Source organism: Anabaena sp. PCC 7938 (assembly GCF_049315035.1).
In the GTDB taxonomy this organism is placed as follows: Bacteria; Cyanobacteriota; Cyanobacteriia; order Cyanobacteriales; family Nostocaceae; genus Anabaena; species Anabaena cylindrica.
This window is the reverse complement of sequence record NZ_CP186034.1, coordinates 6,334,793-6,354,663: the sequence shown is the minus strand read 5'-3', so window position 1 is coordinate 6,354,663 and position 19,871 is coordinate 6,334,793. Positions and strand designations below refer to the sequence as shown.

Below are 19,871 nucleotides of genomic sequence, written 5' to 3'. Positions count from 1 at the left end.
GCCCCATAAATTTAACCCCAGTCAAAAGTATTGATGAGGACTGTAAAATCTGAATTAATTATCCTAACTATTCTAACTATTCGCAAAAACTAGGCAGACTATTAAACGCCTGATGTGCTACTTGTTCTGCCCGTTGTGGCGTTACTTTCTGATACCGTAAAGTTGTCTGAATGCTCTCATGTCCCATCAATGCCCTAAGTTCCTCAATCCCCATTAGCCCCACCGTTCTGTAGCAAAAGTGTGCCGTAAGTCATGCAGTCTCACCCCCTGAAGTTCGGTCGTATTGCCAATCAAACTAGTCCAGGATTTATGCGCCATCCGGTACGACAGACGAGAAACAACCAAAGTTTTGGGCTGTTGAGCAGTAAACAAGGCTGGATGGGTTAAATGTCTGTAGTATTTAAAGTAGTGATTTAGACTCTTTTGCGCCACTTCACTGTAAAAACACCACCGTTGCTTATTACCCTTACCAACCACCTGAAATTTCCTGGACTTGAAATCAATTTGCTCCAAATTTAGAGCCAATACCTCAGTAATTCTCGTCCCACTACTATGTAACAAGCGCACCAACGCAGACATCCGCGCATCTTTTTAATGACTTGATACAGAATGCCTAATTGATGAGACGTAAGATAGCGCACAGCTTCCTCTGAAGCGTGTTCTCCTTGTTCTCGATTCGGCTTACGTCTTGTCAGTCCAGCAACCGGATTAGATTTGAGATATCCCAAATCAACAGCAAAATTGAACAAAGCCGTAATCACAGCTTGATGACGGTGATGAGTAGTATAAGAAACATCAGTTAAATGATTGAGATATTCCCACAAAACTTGTCTATTGATGATTTCTATTGACCATCGCCGTACTCCTGGAGTAATGGCATTAAAGTAGACTGATATGAACGCAGAGTATTCTCAGCTAATCCCGGACGTTCTAAAAATGCAGTGGCTAAAGCAGCTAAAGTAATCATCACTTTAGATCCCGAATATAAGCAAGTTCTTGTCTAAAAGTGTAGATGTTAAAATATAATTAATAAATACATTTTTAGATATATTTTCATGGTGGTAGCAGAACAAGATCCGCTTCCCAAAGGGGATGAAGCCCTAGCTGATTACGTCCACAGGTTACGAACCCAGCAGAACTTAACCCAAAAGGAGTTGAGCTTAAAAGCACAAATACACATCCAAACCATCCGGAAAATAGAAGGTGGACAAACGAATAGACTCAATCAAAAAGCTAAAAGCGGTTTAGCATCTGCGTTGGGGATACCACCAGATTACCTAGATGCAGCAGCGAAAAAAGTCCCCCTAGAGACAATAACTACATTCAAATTTTGTCCTCAATGTTGGACTCCAGGGACTACCCCTGACCAAATGTGGACTGATTTACGGTCGAAATATTGCTTTGCTTGTGGTACAGGTTTACGAAGTCGTTGCATTAGTTGTAACGAACCAATTATGTCACTGAAATTCAAATTTTGTCCTTACTGTGGTGCAAACTATAAACTTTCATCAAACTAATTAGAGGCTTGAGTTTTACTATTTTGATTTTGTCCAAGAAATCTTGACAACCACTAATCTGATTAATAATTCACAATAATTTATCAAATCCAAAACCACAGGTAATATAATTGGCAACTCGTGAACTTTTATCTCCGGCACAGCGATTACAATTTACGGAAATTCCCAATTCCATCACCATAAGAGACATAGCTCGCTATTATACTTTTAGCAACGATGAACTCAAAGTTATCAAAGAACGTCGTAGATACACAATCGTCTGGGTTTTGCAGTGCAGTTGTGTTACCTCCGCTTTCCTGGTCGGGTTTGGAGTTTGGGAGAAATAGTTCCAGAATCTGTACTTTCTTATATTGCTTCCCAATTAAAAATTGACCCAACAATCATTACAGAATATTCCCAAAGAGATACAATACGGCGTGAACATTTAGTAGAAATTCAAAATATTTTTGGGTTTCATTCTTTTAATATATCTACATATAAACTCCTCTCAAAATGGTTATTACCATTTGCCATCTCCTCAGAGCAAGGGATGGCACTTGTGGGAGCATTAATTGATGAAATGCGCTTTCGTAAAATTATTATTCCAGCTATCTCTACTGTAGAACGTTTGGCTTGGGAAGTGAGACACCGCGCTCAAAAATTAGTGTGTCTAGAATTAACTCAAAATCTGACAATATTACAAAAAACAGCCCTGGATAAACTATTAATTTTAGAGCCTGATAAAAAGCTGACTGATTTAATTTGGCTGCGTCAACCACCAGGAATACCTAATCCTAGAAACTTTTTAAAACTAGTAGAACGCCTAGAATTTATTCGCAATCTTCACCTCGACTCTGGATGCTTGAAACGAGTACATCAAAATCGTCTGTTACAATTTACTAAAATTGGTGCGAAGTCTACACCTGCTCACCTATCTAGGTTAGATGAATTAAGGCGCTATGCTATTTTAGTTGCTTTTCTAATTGAATGGAGTGCATCATTAGTCGATTATGCCATAGGGATGCACGATAAAATGATGGGTAAATTGTTTAATAAAAGTGAGCATCAGCATGGCGAAAAGTTTCAACATGATGGGAAAGCGATTAATGACAAGGTGAGATTATATGCCCAATTCGGAAAGGCGTTAATTGCTGCTAGAGAGGAAGAAAATGATGCTTATCAAGCGATTGAGTCGGTCTTGGATTGGGAGAAGTTTATCAATAGTGTTGTTGAAGCTGAAAAGTTAGCTAGACCCGCAGATTTTGATTATCTTGAACTACTTGATAACCGTTATTCACAGTTGCGAAGATATACACCTAAGTTGTTGGAGACGTTTGAATTTAAAGCAACAACTGCTAGTTTACCAGTTATTGAAGCTTTAGCGGTGATTAAAGAATTAAATATATCTGGACGCAGAAATATACCGGAATCTACTCCTACTAGTTTTGTGAAACCTCGTTGGTTAAAACACGTAATGAAGGGCGATACTATTGACCGTCACTATTATGAGATGTGTGCCTTGGCTGAGTTACGTAGTGGTTTACGTTCTGGGGATATTTGGGTAGTAGGTTCTCGTCAGTTCCAAGATTTTGAGGATTATCTGTTAACTGATAGTTCATGGCAGTTAATGCGTTCTGCTCAAACAATACCTGTGGCAGTGACAACTGATTTCACTACCTATATTGAACAACGTTCACTGGAATTGAAGTCACAATTAGGGATTGTTTCTGATTTAATGGCAGAGGATAAATTGGTTGATGTCAGAATAGAAGATGAGCGGTTAATTATTACTCCTTTGAGCAATGCTGTTCCGACTGAGGTTGATGAATTAAGTCGAAAAGTCTCTAGTTTATTGCCGAGAATTAAGCTGACTGATTTGTTGGTGGAAGTTGATTCTTGGACGCATTTCACTAAACATTTTACACATTTATATTCAGGAACAGAAGTAGAAGATAAGGTGGTTTTGTTGAGTGCGTTGCTTGCTGATGGGATTAATCTGGGTTTAACGCGCATGGCAGATGCTACTCAAGGAATGTCTTTTGAGCGTTTAGCTTGGGTGGCTGATTGGTATATTCGAGATGAGACTTATTCTCAGGCTTTGGCAGAGGTGGTAAATTTCCAGGCACAAGTTCCTTTTGCTGCTTATTGGGGTGATGGGACTACTTCTTCGTCTGATGGTCAGCGTTTTAAAGCTGGTGGACACCGCAGTTTTAATGAAGAGATTAATGCTAAATATGGTAAGGATAGAAGCGTGATTTTTTACACGCATATTTCTGACCAATATGTGCCTTTTCATGTGAAGGTGATTAATGCAACGGTCAGGGATGCTAGTTATGTTTTAGATGGTTTGTTGTATCACGAGAGTGATTTGCAGATTCAGGAGCATTACACTGATACAAGCGGCTATACTGAGCAGGTGTTTGCGATGTGTCATCTGCTGGGGTTTAGATTTGCTCCACGAATGCGCGATTTACCTGATAAGAAGTTGTATACTTTTGAGTCTACTTCTGCTGATGAGGTTTTGTCACCTTTGTTAGGTGGCAAGATTAATGTGAAGTTGATTGAGGATTCTTGGGATGAGATTCTCCGGCTTGCTAGTTCAATTCGCACGGGGACGGTCACGGCTTCTTTAATGTTGCGGAAATTGGCTTCTTATCCTCGTCAGAATCGTTTGGCTTTAGCTTTGCGGGAGTTGGGGAGAATTGAGAGGACTTTGTTTACTTTGGAATGGTTGCAGAGTCCTGAGTTACGACGACGAGCGACTGCGGGGCTAAATAAGGGTGAGGCGAAACATACTCTGAAAAGGGCGGTGTTTTTTAATCGTCTGGGTGAGGTGCGCGATCGCTCTTATGAAGACCAATTTTATCGGGCTAGTGGGTTGAATTTGGTGGTGGCGGCGATTGTTGTATGGAATACGGTGTACATAGAAAAGGCTGTTGAGCATTTGAAACAACAGGGTATGGATATTCCTGAAGAGCATTTGCAACATTTATCACCTTTGGGTTGGGAACATATCAATCTTACAGGTGATTATGTCTGGAATTTGAAGCAGGCAATCAGCTTTGACAAGTTGCGCCCTTTGCGAGTTAAGGAAAATAGGTATCGCTGAAATCCTTAATGGATAATGGTTTCAGCCTTAGCGTACAATTTTCCCGTTTTGGGTGCGACACGATGGCGCACGATGGGTTGGAAGCCCCTATATGCAAAGCTTCCAAAAGATGAGTGAGGAACCGATTCCTCCAGTCTGGTGTCCAAGACTGTTCCTAACATTCCCATGCACCACTGGTAACGGTGATGTGAAGCGGAAAGTAAAGCCAAAGGAAGCATTTAGCCTAAAAATGTAACCGGGCAAAGGAAAGATTGGATGGGTGAATGTAAATGAATCCTTGTTTAGGCATCGTTAGAAAAGGTCATCGAAAAGGCTGATACGGTGATACGAGTAAAAGGCACTGAATACCCCAAAATTATTCAGTCAAGGTTCAGCCCCTCCAATTTGGCTGAACTGGGACACCAAATACTCCGGTGTAGAGAGGACACCCTACCCAATTAAATCTCATCCGTGCGTAACGTAGTAACCCCAATGAAGTCTGGGATTTTCCCAGTAAGCAACCCGTAAGGGGAGCCGAATTCTTCAGTGGGTCAAGGATGCTTCCAGAAGCGAAAGTCACCAGCCGAAAGGCAAGGGGAATCCATAACCCGGTGAATAGGGCAGATGCCTAACTTGAAAAGGTGCTGACGGGAAGCAGGTGAGTCAACCAATATCCGTTGTAATGATTTCAAACCGAGGTATAAGTTAGATGCAGGCAACTGTAAACCGAACCAAGGGACAGACCGATTGGAATTGTGTCAACTGGCGCAAAGCCAATCGAATTGTGCGGAATTTGAGACAGCGAATCTTTAGGGCAAAAACTGAGGGCAACCTGAAAAAGGTACGCTCTCTCCAGAAACTGATGTTGCGTAGCTATTCTAATCGCCTAGTCAGCGTTAGAAAAGTAACGCAGTATAACAGAGGTCGAAACACACCAGGAATAGATAAAGTAGTAGTCAAAACTGCTACAGCCAGGGGTCAGTTAGTAGATAAATTAACTGATTATTCTCCCTGGAAATCATCACCAGCACGACGAATTTACATCCCAAAAGCTAATGGGAAGAAACGTCCTTTAGGAATCCCAGTAATACAAGACCGTACCATCCAGGCAATGGTTAAAAATGCCTTAGAACCCGAATGGGAAGCAATTTTTGCTCATGTCAAGTTACGGTTTCCGACCAGGACGCAGCCCCATGATGCTATTCAAAGTATCTATAACCTCGCTCGTCCAAATAAACGGAAGAAATGGGTGGTAGATGCAGATATTCAAGGGTGTTTTGACAACATTTATCATAATTTTCTGTTAGAGCTTATCACAGGTTTTCCAGCCCGTGAATTAATTAAACAATGGCTACTAGCAGGATATATGGAAACGGGTTATTGGCATCCAACAGATGCTGGTACACCGCAAGGTTCTGTTGTCAGTCCGTTGTTAGCAAATATAGCTCTGCACGGTATGGAATCTGCTCTGGGAGTTAAATATAACAAAGACGGAGAACTCCGTGCAGCAAGAGCTTTGGTGAGATACGCCGATGATTTTGTGGTGTTCTGTGAAACAGAAGAAGATGCAGTAAATGTTGTTCAAATTCTTAATAATTGGATGCAAGTCAGGGGGCTTACCCTCTCTCAGGAGAAAACCAAAATATCGCATCTCACAGCAGGGTTTGATTTCTTAGGTTTCAATATCAGGCACTACAAAGACCAAACTACTAAAACTGGATGGAAGCTGTTAATCAAACCTAGTAAAAAGTCTGTGCTAAATATTCGGAGTAAACTGCGTTCCGAATGGCTAAACTGTAAAGGTAAGTCAATAGATGCAGTGATAAAAAAGCTCAATCCCATTATTCGAGGACAAGCGAATTACTTCCGAACTGCGGTTTCCTCAAAATTTTCAATTCTCTTGACCACTGGTTATATGAGAAGCAGAAAATGTACGCCAAACGCACTCATCGAAATAAATCTGATAGCTGGCGTAAGGCGAAATACTGGGGGAATTTAAATCTTGATAGACCATTTGACCGATGGGTTTTCGGTAATAAACAAACCGGAGCCTATCTGTTGAAATTTTCCTGGTTCAAGATTGAAAGGCACATTCTTGTTAAAGGCAAATCATCACCCGATGACCCCAAATTAAGAGACTACTGGATTAAACGGCAGGCAGCTAAAACTAAATCCGAATTAATCAAAAGTAGGCAGAAGATAGCCCAAAGGCAACAATATGTCTGTCCTGTATGCGGGGAATCTCTATTAAATGATGAGGAATTACATCTTCATCATAAAAAGCCAAAATCGCAGGGTGGTGGTGACAATTACGGCAACCTACAACTCGTACATCTGTACTGTCATCAGCAAATACATTCTGGAACAATAAGTAGTTTGTGACTTGCTTGAGCCGGATGCGTTGTAAGGCGCAAGTCCGGTTCTGAGGGGGCGGGATTATAGCGATATAGTCCTGCTACCCGACCACGGTGACCCCGTTTTCACCCCTTAGCAACATTAGGATTAGAGGATTTTGTTGATGAGGTAGGTAAGCTAAAAGCAGATAAACATTGGAAAGCACATATTCAGAAACTCAAAGAAGTACAAGACCTGCAACCAGAACTCCCGTCTACGTTTCAAGCTGAATTACGGGACTATCAAATGGATGGTTTCTTTTGGTTGGCGCGTTTAGCACATTGGGGTGTAGGTGCTTGTTTAGCCGACCAAATGGGACTGGGTAAAACCGTGCAGGCATTGGCTGTTATCCTCAGAAATGCTCATGCAGGTCCAACTCTAATTATTGCCCCGACTTCCGTATGTATGAATTGGGTGAGTGAAGCGCAAAAATTCGCTCCAACTCTGAATATTATGCAATTTTCAGGTGCTAACCGTCAAAAATTATTAGATGGTTTACAACCATTGGATATGTTGATATGTAGCTATGGTTTATTGCAACAGGAAGAAGTATCTCAGATGCTTGCTCAAGTAGATTGGCAAACAATAGTGCTAGATGAAGCCCAGGCTATCAAAAATATGTCTACTAAACGTTCCCAGGCAGCCATGAACCTGAAATCTAGTTTTAAACTGCTTACAACTGGAACTCCCATTGAAAATCATCTCGGTGAGTTGTGGAATTTGTTCCGCTTTATTAATCCTGGGTTATTGGGTTCTTTTGAAAGCTTTAATCAACGCTTTGCAAATCCTATTGAGAAATATCAGGATAAACAAGCACGTAATAAACTGAAAAAGCTAATTCAACCATTCTTATTACGACGCACAAAAAATCAGGTGTTAGAAGAATTGCCTTCCCGAACTGAAATTCTGCTTCATGTGGAGTTGAGTAAAGAGGAAAAAGCATTTTATGAGGCTTTGCGTCGTCAAGCTATATCTAAACTAACTGAAAGTAATGCAGATGCAGGACAGAAGCATTTGCAAGTTTTAGCGGAGATTATGAAACTACGTCGTGCTTGCTGTAATCCGAGTTTGGTAATGCCTGATACTGAGTTATCTAGTTCTAAGTTGCAACTTTTTGGTGAGGTGCTGGATGAACTGCTGGAAAATCGCCATAAGGCGTTGGTGTTTAGCCAGTTTGTTGACCATCTGCACATCATCCGCGATTATCTGGATAAACAAAGTATTAAATATCAATATTTAGATGGTAGTACCCCAATGGCAGAACGGAAAAGAAGCGTGGATGCCTTTCAAGCGGGGGATGGGGATGTTTTTCTCATTAGTTTGAAAGCTGGGGGTACAGGACTGAATCTAACCGCCGCTGATTACGTGATCCATACAGACCCTTGGTGGAATCCCGCTGTGGAAGATCAAGCTTCTGACCGCGCTCACCGGATTGGGCAACAACGTCCGGTAACAATTTATCGCTTGGTCGCTAAGGATACTATTGAGGACAAGATTGTGGAATTACATCACCACAAGCGAGATTTGGCGGATAGTTTATTGGAAGGTACTGATATGAGTGGTAAGATATCAACTGAGGCTTTGCTGCAATTAATTCATGAAGGTTAACTTCTCAAGTATATTAGAATACTCTTACGCAAGAGTGAAATACTTATTATCACTCAGTTTCGGAGATTCATGATGTCCTAACCGTCTTGGCTACAACTACACTATATATAAAAATCCTACACTAGTTTAGAACTGAGGTTTTATAACCAAAACTGCTTATCACCTTCTAGCAAACTAGGGCGAATACCTTGCAAACGAAGATAGGCCATACGATCAGAACCATATAATGGCATAGGTAAACGAGGTTCTTTCAAAGCTCCATGATGTAAAAGCGTTAGTTTTAGGGTAGTTTCTAAAACACTTTCAATGGGAACTTGGTGTCCTTGTTCATGAATCGTTAAACGTAGAGGACGAGCTAAACCGACTTCATCAGGAACTTTAGTTGTCACCAAAACTGCTTCACGAGATGACAGACGAAGCGCTAAACCTTGTGGAGGTGCTATAACTTTTTTTTCCTTTTCTATTTTCTCCAAATTATATAGTCGAGGTACACCAGATTTTTTGCACTCTACTAATATAAATTGAGCGTTTATTGCCTTAGCTCTCTCTACTAAATAATCAGCTTCTCTACCTACAAAAGAACCATCACGGTAAATTAAAACCGTTTTATTCTCCAATTCAGCAGCAGGTAATAATCTCTCTAATAGTTTTGGTGGTATTGTCTCGCCATCAATCAGATCATCTTCTAAACGATAGCGAACAAATTCACCTTGTCTACCATACAGACGGATACTAGCACAGGCATTTCTTGTTCCAGCTTGCCTTTTTTTTGAAATTCTGGAAATATCCAATCCAACAAAATAATCTGCAATCTCTAAAGGTTCACCCAAAATAAAAGGTAAATTGCCTAACTTGGCTAAAATACCTGGAACTACCTGATTCAAAATATATTGGTAGTTAGATGGACTAACTAATGTATCTTCATAAATCATCTGACTGGCGATTTGACGACGAAGCAATAGAGAGTATATTTGATGATAAAAACTTCCCTCATCTGTATAATCAGTATTACGATCGCTCTTAGGTAAAAAACCTAAAACAATATCATGAGGTATTTCTGCTAGTTCATTTACAGCTTTTTCAACCTTTGCTCTTGCTTCAGTTTTGGTTAAATCATTTAATTGTAAATCCTTTTTGGTAATAACTTCGCTTTGAAATCCATAAAGTTTTAGACGTTGCTTAAGTAGATTTATGAAAGGATTTACTTTGCAATCACACAGTTTTAGTGCTGCAATCTGAATTACCTTTGATTTATCTTCATAATCAGCCTGACGGCGATAAACACCACCTTTTTTAAACCCAGTTAAAATTTCACCTCTTTTACCTACAAATTGATTACCAAATAGTAATTTAGTTTCTGTTAGAGGTTTGTCAATTTTCCAAAATAAATTCTTATGCTCAATACTGTTGGTACTACGTTCAAGTTTAATTCCATAAGCCTTTAAAGCTTCCTCTGCTGTTTTTTTATAGATAACTAAAAGATTTGTTCTGTCTTCATGAGGAATTTTAGTAGTCTTGAGTATCTTTCCATAATCAACATCAAATTGATTTGCTGTCTCAGAAGTCACGCAGGGACGTAAAGCTGCCATAGGATAGTGAAACTGCTTGCTATCTTTACCAAACTGTACCGCTACAATAGGTTGTTCATCAGGTGCATCTCGTAATGCTTGTTTACTGATTGAACCAGTAGCTTTTTCCAATAGTTTTTCTCTATGTTCTGCTATAGTTCCAACAATACCTACAATTGTTGCAGTATTGCCTCTTTCAATTTCTTGAACTTTCAAATCAATTAAAAGTTGTTCTGGTTTTTGTCGTAGAGAACTTTTTTCGTAAAACTCAGCCAGATTGTCTCGAAATATTATACTACTGAAAACAGTTAAAGTAATGGCTGGAGTCAAATTTTCATTTAATTCAATAGTTTCTGTCCAAAAATCTGGCTCTCTTCTGACTATAACTCCATTATCAGAGTATACTTCTGGATATTCAAATTTAGTTTTGTTGAGTATTTGAACTGTTAATAGAGATATAATCAAAGGCGTGATTTGTGGCTGACGTACTGATTGAAACCCAAATAAACATTCCCGAAAATCTTCTACTTCCTTTTGAATATTACTTAGTGCTTCTTGGAATTCTTCCTTATTTGGTAATTGTCTATTAGATGCTGCCAAAACCCAGAAATAAGGCTTTTGCCATATAATCACAGTTCCTGGTAGTTTTCGGCTAAAATGGTAACTCAATCGGTTGCCATCTTTTTTGTCAACTTCAGGTGTTAGTCGAAAACACATTAATTGTAGTTCAGAAGTTTTGATTGGTAAAACTTCACAAAAATCATGAATTTGCTTAGATACAGTGGCAACAGTCATGCACAAACCTCTACGGGTGAAAATTGACAAATAGAAGAAAATTGACAACTACGGCAAGGAATGCCTGGATTTGCGGGAAATATATCAGCAAATTTAGATTGATTTTTCTTATAAATAGCTAACTCTTTTTGATGTGATTGGGCTATTTCAGCTAATTTATATTGAATTGCTTTCAATTGCGTATCTGTCGCGGTAATTAACTCAGACCAAACACCTGTTTCTAAGTTATAGAAAGAGGCAACTGCTTTTTCACCAGGATACAAATAAGTAGCAGCTAATAAGTAAACAAAAGCTTGTCTTCTATCAAAATTAGAAGTCCCTGTTTTGAAATCTAAGATGTGTATTGTCCCATCTGATTCTCGAAAAACACAGTCAATAGCAGCAAATAAGTTGAAATGATAATTACCTTGTTTGCGTGGGATTTGTGGTGGAATTCCTTCATCACCACTACTGAGTTTTTCCAAGTTTTTATCAATAAGAATTGGATTTTCTTGGTAATTTTTGAGAATTTGAATAACTCTGTGCTGAACTTCAGGTAATTCATTCTGTAAGTTTAGCTTATCTGCTACTTTCTCAAAACCATTTAATTGCTGTAACAATTCAACGTCTTGATGAAATTCATAAACTCCTCGCTGTGCTAATAATCCAATATGTTGAGGTATGGTGTCTTGCTCAAAGAGTGCTTTTACTAAAGGCTCTTTTTTTCTTGCTCTAGCAAAACCCCGCTTCATGTCACAATGCCAATGTTCTTGTCCCACTGGCGCAGAAAACTGTAACCAAATGTTATAACTTACATACGGTAGCCACACCATGATAGATGTCCTTTTCAAAAATATTGATTTTTTATTCAACACTAATAGATTAACTGTATTTGATTTTTTCGTCAACATCTAGTATGATGCTTTAGTTAAGTAGGAGAAAACAGTGAGTTACAGTTTTGGTCAGCTTATCCGTCAAGCCCGTAAAGATAAGGGATTAAGTCAGCGTGAGCTTGCTAAACTACTAGATGTAGATTTTACTTATCTATCTAAGTTAGAGAATGATCGTGCTGACTATGCTCCTAAAGAGGATGTAATTCGTTCTCTAGCTCGAAATCTAGATTTAAACGAAGAGGAGTTAATATTTTTGTCTGGTCGTGTTCCTCAACGCAATGAGGATTTTATTAAGCAGCACTACAAGACAATGCCTGCTCTTTTCCGTCGTATGCAAGAGAATCCTGATTTTGCTAAAAGAGTCTTTCGAGAAGCTATACAACCAGAAAATGAGGAGAAGTAAGGTTGAGTATTATTAAGGCTTATCGCTATATTCCAGATCAAGAAATTGAGGCTAAAGCGAATAACATTCTTCAGAGAATGCAGGAAAATCCTAAATATATTCCTAAATGGCCTTTAGATGCTACTCGTGTGGCTGAATTTCTTGGTTTGGATGTTGTCTGGGATAGGATTCCACCTGATTCAGAAGGACAAATAGCAGCCAGGATTCTTCCACTAGAGCATTTGATTGAAATTAATGAAGATGTTTTAGAACTTCCTAAAGGTTTTGAAGAATCAACAGTAGCACATGAGTTAGGACACTGGGAACTGCACATTGACCAGAAAGCTGCTGGAAAGTTTGAAGAAAGAATTAAGCAAGGTATTGAAATTGAAATGCAGCCATTTTTATGCCGTGCTGTTGAGGGTCAATTACAAAAAATAGAGTGGCAAGCCCAACGGTTTGCTAGTTATTTATTAATGCCTCGCTACATCTTAGAACAAATGGCGGAGGAACGCGATTTAACTAATTGGCATCACCTTTATGCAATGCGAGATGATTTAGGTGTTACAATATCTAACCTGAGAAATCGTCTCATTCAACTAAATTGGATTAATATTTATCCAGGAGATAAAAATATTTATCTTGGTAAAGCTGCACCAGGTCGTAATAAATAAATTCATGAATGCCATCGCCTCCGGCGGGCGTTCCGCCATCGCTCTTAAAACACCAAAATATAATGACAGAGATCACTGGGGTGAAGCTTTACAAAGATTCAAAGAATTGGAATTTACTATCAACCTGAAGCAGTAATTTCTGTGTGATAATTAAGGGGACAGAGAATAGATACAAGAATTTTACCATCACCAGCCAACATTAAAATTACTATTAATAATTACCTTCTAAAATCTCTATAAATGAACCCAGCGATTACAGTCACCCAAAAACAACTCTCAGAATTTCTGCTAAATGTGGCAGTAGTACGACCCGTATTTATTTGGGGAGCGCCAGGAATCGGTAAATCATCCTTAGTAGAAGCATTTGCGGCGGAAGTGGGAATACCCTGCGTTTCACTCCTTGGTAGTCAACTAGCACCAGAAGACTTAATTGGTGTACCGCAGATTATAGATGGAACAAGTCGCTTCTGCCCACCCAGAATGATTGCACGAGAAGAACCCTATTGTCTGTTTTTGGATGAACTCAACGCTTGTTCTCACGAAGTACAGAAGGCATTTTACAGCCTGATTCATGAGCGCAGAATTGGTGAATATCATCTTCCCAAAGATTCAATTGTCATTGGTGCAGGTAATCGCGCTCAAGATAGTGCGATCGTTAAACCCATGTCTTCACCTTTACTCAACCGCATGGTTCATGTTCATTTAAAAGTTTCCCATCGAGACTGGTTAGATTGGGCAAAAAATCATGATATTCATCCTTGGGTAATTGAATATATTCAAACTCGTCCAGATCATCTGTGGAGTCAACCACCTAAACATGAAGAACCTTTTTCCACTCCCCGCTCTTGGCATATGTTAAGTGATACCCTACATGAATATGGTACTCGCCTCACAGATCACTGGCTAGAAGTTCTCGCTATGGGCTGTCTTTCTCCTCATCATGGAACCCAATTCAAAGGTTTTATCAAACAAATTAAAAGCAAATACCAACTCACAGCTATTCTTAAAGGTGAAATTAGCTGGCCACATCTAGCAGAAGATAGAGATGTCCTCTATTTTCTAGCTCAATCATTCCGCGCTCAACTGATCAAAGAATTACCCCAAGAACGTCAAGCAATCACAGGTAGCCATAAAGACTTAGCTCATCGCGCTAAAGGACTACTCAAAGATTTAGCCGCTATCAGCTTTGAAATTGCTCAAATGGTTGTTTCGGAATCTGAAAAAGGAGATGCTTTACCTAGTTGGTTGATGGTAGAAATAGTGAGAGACTTGCCACGTTTAGTCAAAAAAGAAAATGGCACGTAAAAAGAAGCAAACAGATATTGCCACATTACAATTTATGCAGGGATGTGACATCCTCAGAGAGCATCCCATTTTTGCACCGTTACTCTACCACGTCAACATTAATCGTCGCTCAGGAAACCATTGTCCACCACAGGGTTGGGCTGTAGTCACTAGCAATGGCGCTATTCACGTACATCCAACGCGACGGGGTTCTCCAGAAGAATGGGTTTATGTACTAGCTCATTGTCTCTTGCATCTGGGGTTTGGTCATTTCCAAAAACGCACACATCCTCGTGAATGGAACGCCGCTTGTAATTATTTTATTGCTAAGTTTCTGGCTGATTTAAAGTTAGGATCTATCCCAGAAGAATACCTTTTTTCTCTCAATGTTTCTAACCGAAATGAAGAAAGTTTGTATCAGGAATTTTGTGAGCGTGGTCTTCCTGGTGATGACTTTGTTGATATGATTATAGAACCTGTCCAAAGTAACTATTGGGGTCGGGGTTTTGACTGGCAAACTGTTTTTGGCGCAGGATTAACAAGAGCCGTTACCAATGCGGTAAATGTCGCAGCCGGACGCGAGCCTTTGTTGGGGACGCAGAACAAAAATGATACTCCTGGACAAAGAGCTAAGGCTTGGTTTATCAATAGCTATCCTCTGTTGGGAGCTTTAGCAACTAATTTTGAGATTATTGAAGATCCATTAATATGTCAACGTTTGGATATTTCTGTAGCCGCAATTGATGTCCAAAATAAACAAATTTTTATCAATCCTGCTGCCGGATTAAATGGCGAGGAATGCCGATTTGTGATGGCTCATGAATTGTTACACGCTGGACTCAGACATGATACTCGCTGTCAAGGAAGAGACCATTATTTGTGGAATGTTGCTTGTGATTATGTGATTAATTCTTGGTTGTTAGAAATGGGGATAGGTGAATTACCTCACGTTGGAGTGTTACATGACCCTGATTTAAAGAATTTATCAGCGGAGTCAATTTATGACCAAATAGTCAAAGATTTACGCCTCTATCGCAAACTATCTACCTTGCGAGGAATTGGACAATGTGACATTTTAGAACCAGGAAAAGCCGATTGGTGGACTTATGGGGATGGTGTGGGATTGGATGAATTTTATCGCCGTTGTCTGAGTCAGGGACTTGTCTATCACCATGAACAAAATCGCGGTTTTCTCCCAGCAGGTTTAATTGAAGAGATTCGGGCTTTGAGTTATCCGCCGATTCCTTGGGATGTGGAATTGGCGAAGTGGTTTGATCATCACTTTTCTCCGTTAATTAAAGTCAGGTCTTATGCTCGTTTGAGTCGCCGTCAATCTGCAACTCCTGATATTCCTCGTCCTCGTTATGTACCGGATAGTAATAATGAAGAAGGTCGCACATTTGGCGTAGTTTTAGATACTTCTGGTTCAATGGATAGGGAGTTATTAGGAAAGGCATTAGGAGCGATTTCTAGTTATAGTATTTCCCATGATGTTTCTTTGGTGCGGGTTGTTTTCTGTGATGCTTTTGCTTATGATCAAGGTTATTTAACACCAGAATCTCTGGCAGATAGAGTTCAAGTCAAGGGTAGAGGTGGTACTGTTTTACAGCCCGGTATTGATTTATTGACAACAGCTGAGGATTTCCCCAAAAATGGACCATTGCTAATTATTACTGATGGCTATTGCGATCATTTACATATTCATCGAGAACACGCTTTTTTAATTCCTGTGGGTTGCCGATTACCTTTTATTCCTAAAGGTCAGGTTTTCAGGATTAAGTAATATCAAGTTCGGTAAATCAATTACGATATAAAATTGTTAGAGTTTTTATATTTCAAAATTTCAGCATCAATTTTATCATAAGTTTTCAGGTGAACATGATATAAAGTAAGAACCAGCAAAATTAAAGCCCCAACTTTTGCCTTACTACTTCAACTTTATCTTTAAAGCCTACCAGCACAGCCGTTCCATCTTTGAGGAAAAGGGGGCGTTTGAGCAGCATTGCATCCTTAGCGAATGCCTCAATCCATTGCTCGTCTGTCCAAGTTTTCTTTTCATCACCTAAAGCCCGGTAGGATTGACCGGATGTGTTTCGCATAGCCGCATAACCCAGAGAAGTTACCCAATTTTGAACCATCTCACGAGTTGGGGGAGTTTCTTTGGTGTTAATGAACTCATAGTCAATACCATTTTCTTGAAGCCACTTGAAAGCTTTTTTGCAAGTACCGCAGTTCGGTATTCCGTAGATTTGGATAGACATAAAAAAGATTAATAAATAAAAAAGATTAATAAGTTTGAAGTAGATATTTTAGAGAATGTTTTATTTTTGGAAATCCCTACAGTTAAGCAGCAGATAAAACTAAATTATTTAGCTGTAATTCAGATTGTTTAAATATAAAATTAACAGCCGCGAATAATTTATCTAGTTCATAAATTGTAAAAGGAGTCATATGAGTTTATGGAATTTTGAATATACATATTTAATTAGCAGGTGTCAATAAATTTTTTAACCCAGCAAGAATGAAAAAGAAGCCTTAAAAAAGCTGGCATTGGAACTGTTCGTCCCTCACCGTTCCCTGTTCCCTTTCTTGTTGAATGAAATAAAGAATGCGCTTCGCGCCATCGCACTGCCGGCGTAAACCAACTATGCAATCGCTGCGCTTACCAGAAGAGGCAGATGCGTAAGGGGCAGGAAGCCCTTCTCCTCTACTCCCCTGCCTCTTTTGACCGTAACCGCACGCACCAAAAGCCATCTAGTGCGTTAACCAAATATTCCCAACCAGCGAGCGACCGCCAAGTTAGACATGAAGTTCCCTGCACATTCACGGAAGGATAGAATAAAATAAAAGCTTCCTGAAAGCTCCCTTCCAGGAAGTTAGATGTTAATTGTTATGTGATGGTTATTTCCCAGATGGATATCACTAATGTTAAGGTTAGTCCGGTAGAAATTCTCCCTCCCTCCTCCAGTAAAGTTGTATCTCGTGATACGGCTCAACCTGTTACCGCCGAATTAGTCGAGGAGGTGATTCGTCAATATTATTACCGCACACCTGCTGTAGCAAATGATGAGGAGTTGATTTTGGCTTGGGCAGGGTCACAGAACCGGGAGCAAACTAAGCGAAAATACTATCGCTTTGGTCAAAAATTACTCGCTTGGTTGGAAAATCAAGGTGTACGGGATTTACGGCTGGTTCAGCCACCAAAGTTACTGGAATTCGTTGCTAGTTGGGGTGAGGTTTCCCCTTATACTAAATCTAACCAGGTGTTGATGTTGCGATCTCTTTGGAGTTATGGTCATGGGGAGAATGTCGGCTATTTTTTACGGAATATCGCTAGTACCATAAATTACGATAATTTCAGTGACTTACCGAAGGCAGAGCGTTATTTAGAAGATTGGGAGATGGCGCAGTTGGCTGATGTTGCCCAGCGATTGGGGGAACAGCACTGGCTGGTTTTTTCTTTGCTTTTTTATAGTGGAATGCGGGTGGGTGAGGTTGGTCGGGTGACGGTTCCTGGTGATAAACCGGGTCAGCCGAAGGAAGATTATCCGGGTTTATATTGGCACAACTTTAAATGGCAACCCGACCCGATACGGTCAGATAGGTATAGGGGTTATTACACAATTAAGTTTCGGGGGAAGGGGGGGAAGTACCGGGAGATTGGTTTGGATCATGAGACTTCGCGGGTCTTTAAGCAGTACCGGGGGATGGCAGGTGAAAAGATGCCAGTGTTTCCGAATCTGTCACCTGATCCGAAAAAGCGGGGTTTGCCATTGAGTGACCGGGCAATTAAAAAGTTGATTCAGGATATATCTGAAGTGGCCAAGGTGAAGTTTTCTTGCCACTGGTTACGCCATTCTCACGCGTCGCGGGCGGTGGATAGTAAATCACTGTTTGAGGTGCAAGACCAGTTGGGGCATAGTAAGAGTGATACTACTAAGACCTATGTTCGTTCTAAAAAGGATGCGGGAACGGGGACTGTGTTGCCGAGGTTTTGAGGAGAAATGTGCGCCATGGCGCACAAAATTGAGTTGCAAGTTCGCGTACTTACTTAGTACAGCGCAGCTATCGCCTTTGAGACTGAACTCTACAAAATTTTCGGCTCTTCAGTAGTTGCTATGCTAAACTAATAAGATAGATGCCAATTAAGCAAACATCTAACTCGGAAATTTTCAAAATTTCTAAAACCATAGCTAGAACGTTTAATTAGCTTAAGTTTGTTATTAATTCCTTTCCTGCGGAACGCTACGCGAACTACAGCACCACTGGTTGTTCGGTTGTCAAAGTAAGCAATAATTTCATCAAACCAACGAATAATAGTATTGTTACTATTTGGGAAATATTTTTTAGCTTTTGATAGCCACATACCCAGTTTAAAGACTCCCGTATACCAATCATTAGTCTGATTAAAAATTTTCCTGATTTTTTCCTTTAGTTCATGCATTGCTTTCAAGATAGGAGAGACATTTTGAACTTGGATAAGTTTATTCAATTGCTCCTCACTTAAATTCTCTTCATTCTTAAGTAAGGGATATTTACTATTCTTCAATCCCCACAATATTTGTTCATATTTTAATTTTTCTGCTGCTGAATTTGCTTTTTTAATTAACTCTTCTACACTGCGTTTTTCTTTTTTCCTTTGTGTATCTAGTTCTTTATCTATTTGTGCCATTACATGAAATCTATCTGCTACTACTTGGGCTTTTGGCATTAATTCTGTAACTAAATTTTTATATCCCTGCCACAAATCTATACTAACTTCTTCTATTTGTTCTAAAACCTCATATCCCCATCATGTAAGGGTTTCCTTGATTATTTCTTGGGTGCGTCCATTCAATATAGCAATTAGTTGAGATGTATCTAAATCTATTAAGACAGCACAGTAATTACCTTTGCCTTTAATCAGAGCTATTTCATCCAGTCCAAGTCTTTTTAGGTTCAAAGGTTTTAAATTGGGTAACACTTCAGATGCATCTTTTAGCATCCGTTCTATTTCTTCGGTCGTTACTATACCTTTCGATGCTACACTATGAATATCATTCTCTAGAACTTCTTGTATTGTCTTATCTGCTAGTCGCTTTGTATAAGTTCTTTTTTTTCTGACAAAATCTAAGTTCTCACTAAACGGTTTTTTACATACACCACATTTAAACTGTCGTCTATTAATTTCCAAAAATACTGGATTTTCTCCAAAAGGTAAGTCTTTAATAAGATGTCGATGGTTTTGATGTAATTTATGGCTTTTTGTCCCACAGTTGGGGCAATTCGCACATGAGCTTTTTACTTCAGTTTGTAGAATCATTCCAATCCCACTATGAAGACGATGCGATATGACTTTTACATCGTCTAAATCAAGCAGTTCTGTTAGAATTTTAATATCTCTTTTGTTCTTCATAACTCGATAATTATATAAAAATACTATGATTTGCATTCATATTTAATATGATATATTCTTTGTATGTCAATACTTACAAAGCTTTCAGTCTGTTTTTGATACGTTTTTTCATATTATTTTATGGCTGCTGCTAATAATTTGGCATAACAGGTAATGAAGAGCCAAAACTTTTTGGTTTACTGATTAATATTTTTACTATAGGGTAAGATATAGTCTGTAAATCCTAGTCCTAACAATCTCTAAAATTTGATATTTAAAAGCCGTCTAAGTTGAAATCTATGGTTTTTTCTATAGCGAAAAATCAAGTTTTCAAAA

12 protein-coding genes and 4 pseudogenes are annotated in these 19,871 nt (G+C 39.3%); 11 read left to right on the top strand and 5 right to left on the bottom strand.

Annotated elements, in window-relative coordinates; translation table 11 throughout:
- Nucleotides 1-76 precede the first annotated feature (76 nt).
- Nucleotides 77-967, bottom strand: a pseudogene (locus tag ACOWPH_RS28235) (tyrosine-type recombinase/integrase).
- 88 nt (nucleotides 968-1,055) lie between these two features.
- Here ACOWPH_RS28235 and ACOWPH_RS28230 point away from each other — a divergent pair.
- From ACOWPH_RS28230 to ACOWPH_RS28210, 5 genes and pseudogenes are all read left to right on the top strand, one after another.
- Entirely contained in the window at nucleotides 1,056-1,517 is a 462-nt protein-coding gene (locus ACOWPH_RS28230) for a double zinc ribbon domain-containing protein (protein WP_015213403.1), read from the top strand.
- A 110-nt stretch (nucleotides 1,518-1,627) separates the two neighbouring features.
- Nucleotides 1,628-4,605, top strand: a pseudogene (locus tag ACOWPH_RS28225) (Tn3 family transposase).
- A 688-nt stretch (nucleotides 4,606-5,293) separates the two neighbouring features.
- A complete protein-coding gene (gene ltrA / locus ACOWPH_RS28220) occupies nucleotides 5,294-6,583 on the top strand; it encodes a group II intron reverse transcriptase/maturase (protein ID WP_422665650.1) in 1,290 nt (429 codons plus the stop codon).
- Complete coding sequence (locus ACOWPH_RS28215; protein ID WP_422665649.1) at nucleotides 6,514-6,966, top strand: HNH endonuclease; 453 nt, start codon at nucleotides 6,514-6,516, stop codon at nucleotides 6,964-6,966. Before ltrA ends, ACOWPH_RS28215 begins: the two co-directional genes overlap by 70 nt.
- A gap of 93 nt (nucleotides 6,967-7,059) precedes the next feature.
- Nucleotides 7,060-8,586 (top strand): annotated as a pseudogene (locus tag ACOWPH_RS28210) (DEAD/DEAH box helicase); the annotation flags it as partial.
- Between the two features lie 140 nt (nucleotides 8,587-8,726).
- Here the strand turns inward: ACOWPH_RS28210 and ACOWPH_RS28205 are convergent.
- Together ACOWPH_RS28205 and ACOWPH_RS28200 are read right to left on the bottom strand one after the other, a co-directional pair.
- Nucleotides 8,727-10,949 (bottom strand): Piwi domain-containing protein, encoded by a 2,223-nt coding sequence (locus ACOWPH_RS28205; protein ID WP_015213401.1) that lies wholly within the window; start codon nucleotides 10,947-10,949, stop codon nucleotides 8,727-8,729.
- Complete coding sequence (locus ACOWPH_RS28200) at nucleotides 10,946-11,761, bottom strand: PD-(D/E)XK nuclease family protein (protein WP_015213400.1); 816 nt, start codon at nucleotides 11,759-11,761, stop codon at nucleotides 10,946-10,948. Before ACOWPH_RS28200 ends, ACOWPH_RS28205 begins: the two co-directional genes overlap by 4 nt.
- Nucleotides 11,762-11,873: 112 nt before the next feature.
- Here ACOWPH_RS28200 and ACOWPH_RS28195 point away from each other — a divergent pair, with 112 nt between their 5' ends.
- From ACOWPH_RS28195 to ACOWPH_RS28175, 5 genes are all read left to right on the top strand, one after another.
- Nucleotides 11,874-12,224: a helix-turn-helix domain-containing protein gene (locus ACOWPH_RS28195; protein ID WP_015213399.1), complete on the top strand. Its 351-nt coding sequence runs from the start codon at nucleotides 11,874-11,876 to the stop codon at nucleotides 12,222-12,224.
- Nucleotides 12,225-12,226: 2 nt separating this feature from the next.
- Complete coding sequence (locus tag ACOWPH_RS28190) at nucleotides 12,227-12,877, top strand: ImmA/IrrE family metallo-endopeptidase (protein ID WP_015213398.1); 651 nt, start codon at nucleotides 12,227-12,229, stop codon at nucleotides 12,875-12,877.
- Nucleotides 12,878-12,881: 4 nt separating this feature from the next.
- Nucleotides 12,882-13,013: a hypothetical protein gene (locus ACOWPH_RS28185; RefSeq protein ID WP_277882409.1), complete on the top strand. Its 132-nt coding sequence runs from the start codon at nucleotides 12,882-12,884 to the stop codon at nucleotides 13,011-13,013.
- A gap of 104 nt (nucleotides 13,014-13,117) precedes the next feature.
- The gene (locus ACOWPH_RS28180; protein ID WP_015213397.1) at nucleotides 13,118-14,182 is read left to right on the top strand and encodes an AAA family ATPase; all 1,065 of its coding nucleotides are present in this window, start codon (nucleotides 13,118-13,120) and stop codon (nucleotides 14,180-14,182) included.
- Nucleotides 14,172-15,944, top strand: coding sequence for a DUF2201 family putative metallopeptidase (locus ACOWPH_RS28175; protein WP_015213396.1), 1,773 nt, complete (start codon nucleotides 14,172-14,174; stop codon nucleotides 15,942-15,944). The genes ACOWPH_RS28180 and ACOWPH_RS28175 overlap by 11 nt, the downstream gene beginning before the upstream one ends.
- Before the next feature lie 121 nt (nucleotides 15,945-16,065).
- Here the strand turns inward: ACOWPH_RS28175 and ACOWPH_RS28170 are convergent, their stop codons facing one another.
- A complete protein-coding gene (locus ACOWPH_RS28170; RefSeq protein WP_015213395.1) occupies nucleotides 16,066-16,422 on the bottom strand; it encodes a Spx/MgsR family RNA polymerase-binding regulatory protein in 357 nt (118 codons plus the stop codon).
- Between the two features lie 636 nt (nucleotides 16,423-17,058).
- Here ACOWPH_RS28170 and ACOWPH_RS28165 point away from each other — a divergent pair.
- Nucleotides 17,059-18,159: a tyrosine-type recombinase/integrase gene (locus ACOWPH_RS28165; protein WP_250855139.1), complete on the top strand. Its 1,101-nt coding sequence runs from the start codon at nucleotides 17,059-17,061 to the stop codon at nucleotides 18,157-18,159.
- 128 nt (nucleotides 18,160-18,287) lie between these two features.
- On the opposite strand, the pseudogene ACOWPH_RS28160 reads toward ACOWPH_RS28165, so the two are convergent.
- Nucleotides 18,288-19,556 (bottom strand): annotated as a pseudogene (locus ACOWPH_RS28160) (ISL3 family transposase).
- Nucleotides 19,557-19,871: the final 315 nt, after the last annotated feature.

Coding starts and splice junctions, on each gene's coding strand:
- ACOWPH_RS28230 (WP_015213403.1), top strand. CDS start 1,056: ATGGTGGTAGCAGAACAAGATCCGCTTCCCAAAGGGGATGAAGCCCTA.
- ltrA (WP_422665650.1), top strand. CDS start 5,294: ATGCAGGCAACTGTAAACCGAACCAAGGGACAGACCGATTGGAATTGT.
- ACOWPH_RS28215 (WP_422665649.1), top strand. CDS start 6,514: ATGTACGCCAAACGCACTCATCGAAATAAATCTGATAGCTGGCGTAAG.
- ACOWPH_RS28205 (WP_015213401.1), bottom strand. CDS start 10,949: ATGACTGTTGCCACTGTATCTAAGCAAATTCATGATTTTTGTGAAGTT.
- ACOWPH_RS28200 (WP_015213400.1), bottom strand. CDS start 11,761: ATGGTGTGGCTACCGTATGTAAGTTATAACATTTGGTTACAGTTTTCT.
- ACOWPH_RS28185 (WP_277882409.1), top strand. CDS start 12,882: ATGAATGCCATCGCCTCCGGCGGGCGTTCCGCCATCGCTCTTAAAACA.
- ACOWPH_RS28180 (WP_015213397.1), top strand. CDS start 13,118: ATGAACCCAGCGATTACAGTCACCCAAAAACAACTCTCAGAATTTCTG.
- ACOWPH_RS28175 (WP_015213396.1), top strand. CDS start 14,172: ATGGCACGTAAAAAGAAGCAAACAGATATTGCCACATTACAATTTATG.
- ACOWPH_RS28170 (WP_015213395.1), bottom strand. CDS start 16,422: ATGTCTATCCAAATCTACGGAATACCGAACTGCGGTACTTGCAAAAAA.
- ACOWPH_RS28165 (WP_250855139.1), top strand. CDS start 17,059: ATGGTTATTTCCCAGATGGATATCACTAATGTTAAGGTTAGTCCGGTA.